The following is an 11,674-nucleotide window of genomic DNA, read 5'->3' on the forward strand; positions in this document are numbered from 1 at the left end:
GATCGATTCGGAGTGAGGCGAATTTAATGCACCTCACTCCAGAATATAATTTCTGTAGTAGGATAATCACCAGATAATAACAGCCTACAGAGATCGCCTTTTATCAATTTTTTGATACCTTGACCATCAATATTTTCAACAGCCTCTACCACTACACTACCGAATACGGCCTGCTCGCTATTATAGAAAGTGGAGTGCTTCGGCCTTCGTTAACTAAGCCAAATGGGAGAGATGTCTTGTTAGGTGAAGGTCAGTATTTTACAAGTATTGCGCCAGAAACGATCGCTAAGAACTAGGTGGAATGGGTTTGTGCGATCGGCAACTAACAGAATCAGACATACAAATAGCCGCTGTCATCGATCTGAATGAATTTGAATCAGTCTGGAAATTGTCTAGTCAAGATCGGTACTCAAGTGCTAAATTTTAAATTTTTATGACCGAAACAACCGCGAATAAATTGCCTTCACCCGTAGTAATTGACTTACTTAGTAATGATGGTGCCAATGCACTAGCAGGAGATCGCGAACAAAATCTCAAAACGATCGCGCGTCAAACGGGAGCGAAACTGGTATTGCGCGGACAGGAATTAATTATCGATGGCATGGCGGCAGAAATCGATCGGGCGAGCCAGTTAATCGAGCTACTACAGCCCTTGTGGCAAGTGGGTAAGGCAATTTCATCTGTAGATGTTCGGGCAGCCTTACAAGCCTCAGCAACGGGCGGAGAAACGCAACTAAAATCGATGCAAACTGAGGTACTGGCGACTACTCGCAAGGGCGATCGCATTCGACCGAAAACGGCGGCTCAGTGGCAATATATTCAAACCATCCGCCAGCACGAGCTGACATTTTGTATCGGCCCTGCGGGGACAGGTAAGACATATCTAGCGGCAGTTCTAGCCGTTCAAGCTTTATTAAATGGCGAATGCGAACGCTTGATTCTGACGCGTCCCGCCGTCGAAGCTGGCGAGAAATTAGGCTTTTTGCCAGGAGATCTCCAGCAAAAGGTCGATCCATTTTTACGCCCGTTATACGATGCTTTGCATGAATTTATCGATGCCGATAAAATTCCGTTGTTAATCGAGAAAGGCACGATCGAAATCGCCCCTTTAGCATACATGCGCGGACGCACTTTGAGTAATGCGTTTGTAATTGTAGATGAAGCGCAAAATACCACTCCCGCACAGATGAAAATGCTGCTAACGCGGATTGGCTTTCGATCGAGAATGGTCGTCACTGGCGATGTTACCCAAACCGATTTACCCTCTTTTCAAACATCGGGATTAGTCGTCGCTCAACGCATTTTACAAAATATCGAGGGGATTGGTTTTTGTTACTTTAATAAAAGCGATGTCGTCCGTCATGCCTTGGTAGAGCGGATCGTCGCTGCTTACGAGCAGGCAGAGGGTTAGGGTTTAGGCTTTTTTAGTTGCTAGTCCATCTAATAAAAAACCGACAAATACCGATGCAACCCCGTCATCGATCGAGGTGTTTTCTGGTAACAACATATTGGTTTGATAAGCGATCGAAATTACCGCGACTCCATGCACCATCGCCCAGATCGATTTCGTCATTTGGTGCGGATCGCCAGCAATTAAGGTGTGATTTTCTTGCCCAGATTTAACCAGCTCGAATAAGCAGTTGAGGGCTACTTGCGAGGCTGCTAGCAAGCTCGGATATTTCTCGACTTCATAGGGACGAAACATCACTTGCAAGTGGTTGGGACGATCGAGTGCAAAGCGGATATAGGCATTGCTGGCGGCAATTAATCGTCCATAAGTACTAGTATCTGCTGTCGCGATCGCCGACTCGATTTCCATTGCTAGTAGCCTAAAGCCTTCTTCGGCAATCTCTGCTAGCACGGCTTCTTTGTCGGCAAAATGCATATATGGTGCATTGTGGCTCACCCCAGCTCTTTGCGCCATTTTCCGCAAACTGAGCGCGTGGGTACCTTCCTCTGCTAACAGTTCGGTGGCGACTTTTATTAACGTGTTGCGTAAATTTCCATGATGATATTTAGCCATTTGCCGCTCCTTATATTGACAGTGCCAATATGCAAGCGTTATATTGACACTGTCAACTTAACATGTCTTTGTCGCCCGTGTTTGACGACAACGATCGCCACTAAGTTGGTTAGTGCCACACTGGAGGTAATGTCATGAAGTTTAGTCACACGCTGAAAACGGCTGCTACACCAGAACGGATTTGGGCAATCTGGATCGATGTCGAAAATTGGTCGCAATGGGACACCGAATTAGTTGATGCCGATCTGGATGGTGCCTTTGTGCTGGGTGCGATCGGGAGATTGAAGCCAAAAACAGGGCGAGTTAGTAAGTTCGAGATCTCGCAATTTAATCCCGGTAAGAGCTATACCTTTACGATCGGACTACCATTATGTAGTTTACAGGTGCATCGCTATTTGAGCGATCGAGTAGATGGGACATACTTCACCCACGAAGTATCATTTCAAGGGTTGCTCGGCTGGTTATTTGGCTTATTATTAGGCCGCAAGTTTCAATCGGTATTGCCCAGCGTGATGGCAAATGTAGCGCGAATTGCCGAAAGTTAGCGTCGGCTCGATCGCCGTGGAGATGAATCCAGATGCGGTATACTTATTGGGGTTGACAAGTTTTAAAAAGTTTTGGGAATCGACCTGCGTAGTTACGTTTTTATCGATCGGTTGCAACGCCAACATGCTGCATATTTGGGGACTGAAGCCCAAGGTTTTTTGCCATTGCCAGCAGATTCCTCATTGTGGATCGAAGTTTCGCCTGGGGTCGAAATCAACCAAATGATGGACATCGCCCTCAAATCTGCCCAAGTCAGACCAGGAGTGCAGATCATCGAGCGGTTGTATGGATTGATGGAAATTCATGCTAGCAGTCAGGGTGACGTTCATGCCGCCGGACAGGCGATTTTGGCATATTTGGGAGTACGCCAGTCTGATTGTCTCAAGCCGCGCGTCATTTCGAGTCGGATCATTCGCAATATTACCGCCCATCATACTCAGATGATCAACCGCAGTCGGCGGGGAAATATGATTCTGGCGGGACAAACGCTATATGTGTTGGAAGTAGAGCCTGCGGCATATGCGGCAATTGCAGCCAATGAAGCCGAAAAATCTGCATCGATTAATATCCTCCAAATTTCGGCTGTCGGTGTATTCGGGCGGCTATATTTGGGTGGTGAAGAACGGGATATTAAGGCGGCGGAGGCGGGAATTTTGGCATCGTTAGAGAGCTTACCGGGGCGTCCGTTTCCAGACAATGCGAAGCAGGAGTAGGAAATGGGTGTGAGTGCAGAAGACATGTTGCGGCGTGGTGCGGTGGCATGGTTGAAGTGGCGACAGCAGCAGCTAGAAGTGCCAGATTTGAGCGATGCTAGCTTAATGGATTTGAATTTGCGCGGAGCAGATCTCCACGATGTCAATCTCCGCCGTGCGGATTTGAGTGGTGCTAAGTTGGTAGCGGCCAACTTGAGGGGGGCAAATCTCAGTAATGCGATCCTCGATCGAGCGGATCTGGTCGATGCTAATTTACAATCGATCGAGACGATCGCGGGTAGTGCCAAAGGTGCCGATTTACGGCGCGCGAATCTGAGTGGGGCGAATTTGATGGGCAGTAACTTTAGCTACACCGATTTGCGCGATGCCCATCTTGCAGCAGTAAATGCGATCGCGATCGATCTTACTGCTGCCAAGTTACGTGGCGCGGATCTCGATGGGATTAATTTACATCGTGCCACGCTCAGTTATGCCAATTTAGTCCAAACTAATTTAGCTAATGCCGATCTGACTCGATCGATATTAGCGGAAACAGAACTCGGTTCGGCACATTTATATCGTGCTAATTTGACCGAAGCGCGGCTGAGTCGCGCGCATTTAGTCAGTGTTTATGCCGTATGCGCCAATTTCGATCGAGCCATGCTGGCTAATGCCGATCTCTCGTGGGCGCAATTGAACAAAACTATCTTTACAGGCGCGCAGCTTCAGCAGACAAAATTGCGAGGTGCCAATTTAGCTGGTGCCGATTTAACTGGTGCCGATTTAACTGGTGCCGATTTAACTAGTGCCAATCTCAGTTATACCAATCTCCAGCAGACGATCTTGGCAGATGCCGATTTGACTGAAACGGTGTTTACGGGAGCGATTCGATAGAGATTAGGGGGACGCTTGCCTCCAAGAATTCTCGATCCTCTGACTTCTCAAGCTGTCAGTCATTTAATTTATTTGTCTTCTCCCCGCTCCCCGCTCCCCGCATTCAAGAGATCGAAAGGCAAGGGCAGCTCATCCACCAGATTTTACCGGATTTACCACTCGACAGAGTGAAGTTATGAATTAGAGCACCCAATATCTCGATCTAATCATGAACAAAGCTGTTATCGCTAGTATCGTCGCAGGCGGAATGTGGGGAAATATCGTGGCTCCGTCAGTGCCACCAGCAATGGCTCAAAGCCTTCCTAGCGTCCAACCAACAGCAACAACCCCAAATCCGATCGGGATCGAGTTATTAGATGCTGGAGCCGAACCTCGGCGAGAATTGAAATTTACACCAGCAATTAATAGTAAACAGACGATGACGATGACCATGGACATGTCGATGGAGATGACCATCGGTGAAACACCGATTCCCAAGACACCGCTTCCCAAAATGGTCTTGAATGTGGATTCTACCGTCAAGCGTGTCGATCCTTCGGGCGATATTCATTGTCAGTTTGCCTATAGCGATCTCCAAGCTATCGGTAATCCCGATACCGCACCAGAATTGTTGGCAGCCATTCAAAAGAGCCTCAAAAGTCTAGTCGGCATCAAGCTAGACATGGTAATTGGCGGGAACGGACAGGTTAAGTCTAAAAAACTAATTATCCCCAAAACTGTCGATCCAAAACTGAAAAATCTTCTCGAACAATTCGATCGATCGATGTCCGATCTGTCTACCCAACTACCGACAGAACGGGTTGGATTGGGTGCTAAATGGCGGATAAATAACTCGATAAAGATCTCTGGCATCAATTTAGTGCAGTCGGCAACCTCTGAAATTGTCGAAATCGACAACATGGGAGTGAAAATTAAAACGCAGATGACCCAATCCGCGCCCCCACAAGACTTGAACATTCCAGGCACCACCCCAGACGTCAAAAGTCGGTTAACTTCGATGGCATCTAGCGGTGAAGGTAGCTATCTGCTACGCTTCAACTCGCTCTTACCCGTCACAGGCAAGTTCGCCGCCAAGACTGATAGCAAACTGTCCGTCCAATCTGGCTCCAAGGAACCACCCACCGATATGTCTACCAAAATCTCGATCGATCTGGATTTTGATAGTAAGTAGGCTTTAGGCTTTAGGCTTTAGGCTTTAGGCTTTAGGCTTTAGGCTTTAGGCTTTAGGCTTTAGGCTTTAGGCTTTAGGCTTTAGGCAGCGTCGCTGCCGTGTTGGCAAGCAGATAACGAGCGTAATCTTACCCATTACCCATCCACCCATCTACTATTTTTTCAAGCAAATCCCGATTTGCTTGTTTTTTTTTGACTAGTTCTGGGAACAATAGTGATGTATGGATCGGGAACAGCTAAAATTTAGCTCTCGATCGGAGCTGAGTTTGTCGGAATAAGATGTGGTGGATTGCGCTGCATTGAATACCTTTGACGATCTCGATCGCACCTATTTTATCGATCTCTATCTATAATAATTACCAAGTATTTACATCAGATTCTCGCCAAATTTAATTCACCTTAAGCTGCGGACACGCATCGATCGGCTATCGATTTTAAATATTTAATATATGAACGATTGCATGTAACTAACTAAATGAATATCTTGAATAGAGTGATGGTGAACAGATAATGTTGCAAGGTAGTGAAAAATCAGTCGAGCTTAGCTTTAAAGATCTAATTCTAGAACTAAAAAAGATTAAAACACAGTCTTTGAGTGGTAACTTGACTGTAAAAGTAGAAACCCACCCCAATTGGATGTTCTCATTTCGATTGGGACGTTTGGGCTGGGTCGATGGTGGCATTGAGCCAATTAGTTGTTGGCAAAGAAATTTAACTTTGGCCCAACTCGATTTACCTCCAGAGAAGCTAGCAGAAATTAATAATCCTAATAAGACTTCTTTAGATTCGCACGTTTTAGCAGAATTATTAGTTGAAGAACTAATCGATCGCGATAAGTGTGCTAATTTAGTTGCCAGAATGACTATCGAAAGTTTATTCGATATCATTCAGTTCAGTCAGCATAGCGGCAATCGCTTATCTTATCAATTTAGTCAGATTGGAGCTAGTAATAGTCAGCTAAATCTAATTTTACCACTACTTGAAATCGAACCGATTCTGACTAAATCGATTCAAACATGGCAAGAATGGTCGAATGTAGGATTGGCAGCCTACGCGCCTAGTTTATTTGCCATTGTCTCTAAATCACTCGATGTTACTCAATTAGCAAACAACCCCGATTTGCATCATACCGTATTGTCGATCGATGGCAATCGTTCGCTTCGTAGTTTGGCAGCCAACAGTCGCCAATCGGTAATTAATTTCACGAGTACGCTGCTGCCTTTACTGCGTGCGGGTTTTATTAATTTATCGAGCCAATCTAAATCGAGAGTAACTAGAATTAGTAGCTCAGATCTTACTACTAGCCAATTAAGCGGTCACCTCAGCAACCAACTGAGCAACCAACTAAGTAACCAACTAAGCAATCAAGTCGGCGATCGATCTGGTATTCCCCAAAATCCACCCTTAGCAGCAATCCCATCAGAAAAACAGAGTCCATTAATTGCTTGTATTGACGATAGTATCTTGATTTATCAATCTCTCGAACGGATTTTGACAGAGCATGGCTATCGTTCGTATGGAGTGCAAGATCCGCTCAAAATTATGCCTAGCTTGATTAGAAACAAACCAGATTTTATTTTCTTGGATTTGTTGATGCCCATAACCAATGGGTATGAAGTCTGCGAACAAATTAGAAAAACGCCCAGTCTCAAACATATTCCCGTCATTATCTTGACTGGTAAAGATGGGTTGATCGATCGAATGAGATCGAAAATGGTTGGCGCGACTGGCTTTCTAGGTAAGCCAGTAGATGCAGATTCAGTTTTAAAAATGATCGATAAATATCTTGTTATAGGTAAATAATTATGAGTCAGATTTTAATCGTTGAAGATAGTAAGTTAGAAGCAGATAAACTTAAGAAATGTTTGGAAGGACAAGGGTTTTCTATTCTTGTAGTTACAAGTGGTGAAGAAGCCGAAATTAGGCTTAAAACATTTAAGCCTAATTTAATCGTACTAGATGTGATTTTACCTGGTGAAAGTGGCTTCGAGCTATGTCGAAAACTCAAAACCGAACCCGCTACTCAAAGTATCCCGATCGTGATTTATTCGACTAAAGATAAGCAAATCGATCGCACTTGGGGAGATATGAGCGGTGCTGATGCTTATCTGAGTAAAACTGTCGATGAGCCAACTCTATTACAAACAGTCAATCGCTTATTGGGTTGAAATAAGATTCAGATTTATGAGTGATAAATTATGAGTAAAATTATCGATCGAGCGTCACCATCTTCGAGCAGCCAACAACTGTTGGCTCGTCAATCTGAATCTGATGCCCAGGAGCGGTTTCTCGGTTTTACGATCGGCGATGATTTAAATGCTTTGATTCCGTTAATCGATCTTCAGGCGACTATCAAAATTTTATTGTCAGAAATTTTGCCAGTACCACAAATGCACGAATCATTACTGGGCATTATTAATTATGGTGGTAAAGCTACTTGGGTACTAGATTTAGCACATCTGATGGGTGGCAATGGTTACCTCAAGACCCCAGAGTTGACAACTGGAATGGGGATGTTATTTCAGATCCACAATGAAACGGTCGCCATGTTAATCGATCGAGTCGGGACGATCGAAACATACAATTTCCAACAATGCTTGCCGATTGGTGAAACCATGTTTACCGAGCAAATGCGGCTATTTTTAGCTGGCTATTTTATCGATGAGAAACAACAGTCGCGAGTAGTTATCGATCTTCAGCAGGTAATTCGCGCCATTATTTAGATTGAAATAGTTACATCGAAAGAATACCTAAACCTATCACGATTCGGTAGATAAAAACTAGTAGTTATTACATAAAAATATTGCCATGTTAAAAAATATCTTTAGTTCGGCAGACGATCGCTCCGACAAAGCTACCGATCCTCTCAATCCTGTCACTCTACCTTCACAACAACCGATGTCTAATCCAGATCGCGCTGCCATGACTAGCACTAATACCAAGCAACAATTATTATCGCTACTTCAAGAGACTCAGGCTAAGCTTGAAACCGCCAATAGTCCCAACTCCGAATCACTGCGCCAAAACATTCGCAAAGCCAGAGAATTAGCCGGATTTTTGACCGTACCGGGTACCAATCCGCAGCCGCAGAGCGCGCCTGCATCTGCGGGAATCGACCCCGAAAAAATTTATCAAATCGCAACTAGAATCAGACAGGCTACATTACCGCTAGCGGCATTCAATAGTGCGGTTGCTGATATCAAAGCATTGCTCAATGCCGATCGCGTCCTGATTTACCAGTTGACTGGAGCTGGCATGGGTCGGTCGATCGCTGAAGCCGTCCAAACAGGCTTGACACCCACCCTCAATACCGAAATCCCCCAAATTGGCTTTGGCTTCGAGCAACTTACCGACGAGCGCACCCAACGGACGATCGCGTTAATTAATAGCGAAACCAGCCCTTACCAAAAGCAAATTTTGGAACAGTACCAGGTGCAGGCGACAATTGCCGTACCGATTTTAATTAACGGTTACTCGGCAGCTACCGATAGCTATAGCTTGGGTAGAGTCTGGGGTTTATTAGTCGTCCATCAATGCGATCGCCCGCGCATGTGGTCGGAAGCGGAAACCACTTGCCTATCGCAATTATCTCTAGAACTGACGCTGGCAGTCCAGCCCAATCAACCCCTGCTGCAATTATCCCAACGCCGCGACCTGTTAGCTGCGATCGAGATCGAAGCACAGGAATTGATGCAGACTACCCTCGACAATATCCGCCACAACCTCCAAGCCGATCGGGCGATGGTTGTCGCTTACAATCCAGACTGGAGCAGTACTGTTATTGCCGAATCTGTCGGCGTCAACTGGGCCAAAGCGGGCACCTCACTAGATTTAGATTACTCGATTAATAACGAGAATTACAAGCCTTATTACGTCGTCAACGACATTCAAGCCAAAGGATTCGATCGCTGCTTATTAGAATCCCTCGAACCGCTGCAAATGAAAGCGTACATCGTGGTTCCAGTCTTGAAAAACAACCAATTGGTCGGCATGTTGGGCATCTACCAAAACTCTGGCGCGCGCAACTGGCAAGAGTCCGAACTCAATGCTATGCTCGAATATGCCAAAACATTTAGCTTCCCGATCCAGCAAACCACCAGCCGCCGTCTCGCCCAGTTTCAGACCAAAAAAATGGAGCAGCGGCTGCAACGGGAACGGGGACTCTCCAAACTCCAAGAGCGGCTCCGCAGTGCTAAAGATGAGAAAACTGTCTTTCAAGTCGCCACTCAAGATGGACGCAAATTGCTCGAAACCGATCGATTAGCGATCTATCAGTTCGATCCCGATTGGGGCGGTCGCTTTATCGCCGAATCCGCCGCACCGGGATGGGTAGACTTGATCGAAACCGTCCATATCGTCCAAGATACCTTTCTTCAACGCACCCAAGGCGGTCGGTACAAAGATGGCGAATGTTTTGCCGTCGATGATATCTACACCGTCGGTCACCAAACTTGTCACGTCCAACTATTAGAACAGTTTGAAGCTCGCTCTTATATGCTCGCGCCGATCTTTGGTGCCGATCGCAAACTGTGGGGACTAATTGCGGCTTATCAAAATGCCCACGTCCGTAAATGGCAAGAAGAAGAAGTCGAAACCCTGCGTCAAATGGGTCTGCAAGTCGGGATTGCCATCGAGCAGATCGATTATATCAAGCAACTCCAAAAACGTGCCGATCAAGAGCAAACCATCAACCGGATTACCGAGCGCATCCGCCAATCGCTAGTCGTCGATGATGTCTTCGCTAGTGTCGTTCAAGAAATCCGCCAAGCCTCCAAAGCCGATCGCGCGGTTGTCTATCAGTTTAATGAAGATTGGAGCGGTCAAGTTATCGCCGAATCTGTCGGGAGTGGCTGGGTATCGCTGTTAGTCGAGCAAGCTAAAGATGAAGTCTTAGCAGGCAACCGAGCGACTAACGATCGCTGCATCCTCCGCAAATGGGCGCAAAAAGATATCACCGAAGAAGATACTTACCTCCAAAGTACCAAAGGCGGTAAATATGCCCAAGGTTCCAAATCGACCGCAGTTGATGATATTTATGCCAAAAACTTCCCCGATTGCTACATTCAGTCGCTCGAAAAATATCAAGCCAAAGCTTATATCCTCGCACCGATTTTCAAAGGTGGTAACCTCTGGGGTCTGCTCGGTGTTTACCAAAATGATGCACCGCGCATCTGGGATGACTCCGAGCGTTCGGTCATCGAACAAGTCGCCCTCCAAATTGGCGTTGCGCTGCAATTAGCTGAATACCTCGAACGCGTTCGTACTCAAGAACAGGAACTCTCCCAAATTGTCGATCGAGAGCGCGCTAACCGCCAAGAATTGGAACAAGAGGCTCTGCGAGTCCTCAAAGCGATCGGACCCTCCTTCCGAGGCGATTTAACCGTCCGTGCGCCGCTATCTGAAACCGAGATCGGCACGATCGCCGATGGTTACAATACCACCATCCAAAGTCTGCGCGAACTAGTGCGCCAAGTTCAGACCGCCGCGATTAGCGTGAGTGAGACTTCGAGCGAAAACAACCTGTTGGTTAACAATCTCTCGGCTCAAGCACAACAAGAACTCGAACAACTCGATCGCGCCTTGGTGCAAGTAGATCTGATGGCCGCTTCTAGTAAAGAAGTTGCCGAATTTGCCCAAAAAGTCGAACAAGTCGTCCAATCGGCCAACCGCACCGTTCAAAACGGTGACACGTTGATGGAAAGCACAGTGGAAGAGATTCTGGAAATCCGCTCCACCGTATCGACAACTGCTAAGAAAATCAAACGTCTGGGTGAAACCTTCCAGAAGATTTCTAAAGTTGTCAACCTGATCGAAAACTTCGCCACCCAAACCAACCTACTCGCACTAAATGCTTCGATCGAAGCCACCCGTGCGGGTCAATACGGTAAAGGTTTCGCAGTGGTCGCCGATGAAGTTCGCTCCCTGGCTTACCAATCTGCCAATGCAACCACCGAAATCGAACGCTTAGTAGATGAAATCCGGATCGACACCAACGACGTTACCGAAGCCATGGAAATCGGGATCGCTCAAGTCGTCCAAGGCACCAACTTAGTCAACGAAACCAGACAGAGCCTCAGCGAGATCGTAGTTGCCACTGGCCAGATCAGCGAACTCGTCAAAGCCATCAGTCAATCTGCGGGTACTCAAACCAAACAGTCCCAAAAACTGAGCGAAGCAATGATCGACGTCGCCACGATCGCCAATCTCAGCTCCGACAGCGCACTCCAAATCTCCGAATCTTGTCAACAGCTCATTGCCACTTCGCAAGTGTTGGAGACTAGCGTGAGCCGATTTAAGGTGGACTAGGGAATAGGGAATAGGGAATAGGGGATAGGGAATAGGGATTAGA

11 protein-coding genes are annotated in these 11,674 nt (G+C 46.5%); 10 read left to right on the forward strand and 1 reads right to left on the reverse strand.

Annotation, left to right across the window (positions count from 1 at the left end; translation table 11 throughout):
- Positions 1 to 119: 119 nt before the first annotated feature.
- Both CHA6605_RS37395 and CHA6605_RS26480 read left to right on the forward strand, forming a co-directional pair.
- On the forward strand, positions 120 to 296 hold the full coding sequence (locus CHA6605_RS37395; RefSeq protein ID WP_157260112.1) for an HYD1 signature containing ADP-ribosyltransferase family protein: 177 nt from the start codon (positions 120 to 122) through the stop codon (positions 294 to 296).
- A gap of 137 nt (positions 297 to 433) precedes the next feature.
- Positions 434 to 1,411 (forward strand): PhoH family protein, encoded by a 978-nt coding sequence (locus CHA6605_RS26480; protein ID WP_015162450.1) that lies wholly within the window; start codon positions 434 to 436, stop codon positions 1,409 to 1,411.
- Between the two features lie 3 nt (positions 1,412 to 1,414).
- On the opposite strand, the gene CHA6605_RS26485 is transcribed toward CHA6605_RS26480, so the two are convergent.
- Positions 1,415 to 2,023: a TetR/AcrR family transcriptional regulator gene (locus CHA6605_RS26485; RefSeq protein WP_015162451.1), complete on the reverse strand. Its 609-nt coding sequence runs from the start codon at positions 2,021 to 2,023 to the stop codon at positions 1,415 to 1,417.
- Positions 2,024 to 2,157: 134 nt separating this feature from the next.
- On the opposite strand from CHA6605_RS26485, the gene CHA6605_RS26490 reads away from it, so the two are divergent.
- From CHA6605_RS26490 to CHA6605_RS26525, 8 genes are all read left to right on the forward strand, one after another.
- Entirely contained in the window at positions 2,158 to 2,568 is a 411-nt protein-coding gene (locus CHA6605_RS26490; RefSeq protein WP_015162452.1) for an SRPBCC family protein, read from the forward strand.
- A gap of 72 nt (positions 2,569 to 2,640) precedes the next feature.
- On the forward strand, positions 2,641 to 3,282 hold the full coding sequence (locus CHA6605_RS26495) for a beta-carboxysome protein CcmP (RefSeq protein ID WP_015162453.1): 642 nt from the start codon (positions 2,641 to 2,643) through the stop codon (positions 3,280 to 3,282).
- A gap of 9 nt (positions 3,283 to 3,291) precedes the next feature.
- Positions 3,292 to 4,155, forward strand: coding sequence for a pentapeptide repeat-containing protein (locus CHA6605_RS26500; protein ID WP_198288403.1), 864 nt, complete (start codon positions 3,292 to 3,294; stop codon positions 4,153 to 4,155).
- 208 nt (positions 4,156 to 4,363) lie between these two features.
- On the forward strand, positions 4,364 to 5,326 hold the full coding sequence (locus tag CHA6605_RS26505; RefSeq protein WP_015162455.1) for a hypothetical protein: 963 nt from the start codon (positions 4,364 to 4,366) through the stop codon (positions 5,324 to 5,326).
- A gap of 509 nt (positions 5,327 to 5,835) precedes the next feature.
- Positions 5,836 to 7,128 carry a response regulator gene (locus CHA6605_RS32085; protein ID WP_015162456.1) on the forward strand — a complete coding sequence of 431 codons (1,293 nt, stop codon included), beginning with the start codon at positions 5,836 to 5,838 and terminating at the stop codon, positions 7,126 to 7,128.
- Positions 7,129 to 7,130: 2 nt separating this feature from the next.
- The gene (locus CHA6605_RS26515) at positions 7,131 to 7,493 is read left to right on the forward strand and encodes a response regulator (protein WP_015162457.1); all 363 of its coding nucleotides are present in this window, start codon (positions 7,131 to 7,133) and stop codon (positions 7,491 to 7,493) included.
- Positions 7,494 to 7,523: 30 nt separating this feature from the next.
- Entirely contained in the window at positions 7,524 to 8,048 is a 525-nt protein-coding gene (locus tag CHA6605_RS26520) for a chemotaxis protein CheW (protein WP_015162458.1), read from the forward strand.
- Positions 8,049 to 8,133: 85 nt separating this feature from the next.
- A complete protein-coding gene (locus CHA6605_RS26525; RefSeq protein WP_015162459.1) occupies positions 8,134 to 11,631 on the forward strand; it encodes a GAF domain-containing protein in 3,498 nt (1,165 codons plus the stop codon).
- The last annotated feature ends 43 nt before the right edge of the window (positions 11,632 to 11,674 follow it).

This window comes from Chamaesiphon minutus PCC 6605, from assembly GCF_000317145.1.
GTDB classification, from domain to species: Bacteria; Cyanobacteriota; Cyanobacteriia; order Cyanobacteriales; family Chamaesiphonaceae; genus Chamaesiphon; species Chamaesiphon minutus.

What these genes read in the sequence shown, in the direction of transcription:
- CHA6605_RS26480 (WP_015162450.1), top strand. Translation starts at nt 434, where the DNA reads ATGACCGAAACAACCGCGAATAAATTGCCTTCACCCGTAGTAATTGAC.
- CHA6605_RS26485 (WP_015162451.1), bottom strand. Translation starts at nt 2,023, where the DNA reads ATGGCTAAATATCATCATGGAAATTTACGCAACACGTTAATAAAAGTC.
- CHA6605_RS26490 (WP_015162452.1), top strand. Translation starts at nt 2,158, where the DNA reads ATGAAGTTTAGTCACACGCTGAAAACGGCTGCTACACCAGAACGGATT.
- CHA6605_RS26505 (WP_015162455.1), top strand. Translation starts at nt 4,364, where the DNA reads ATGAACAAAGCTGTTATCGCTAGTATCGTCGCAGGCGGAATGTGGGGA.
- CHA6605_RS32085 (WP_015162456.1), top strand. Translation starts at nt 5,836, where the DNA reads ATGTTGCAAGGTAGTGAAAAATCAGTCGAGCTTAGCTTTAAAGATCTA.
- CHA6605_RS26515 (WP_015162457.1), top strand. Translation starts at nt 7,131, where the DNA reads ATGAGTCAGATTTTAATCGTTGAAGATAGTAAGTTAGAAGCAGATAAA.
- CHA6605_RS26520 (WP_015162458.1), top strand. Translation starts at nt 7,524, where the DNA reads ATGAGTAAAATTATCGATCGAGCGTCACCATCTTCGAGCAGCCAACAA.
- CHA6605_RS26525 (WP_015162459.1), top strand. Translation starts at nt 8,134, where the DNA reads ATGTTAAAAAATATCTTTAGTTCGGCAGACGATCGCTCCGACAAAGCT.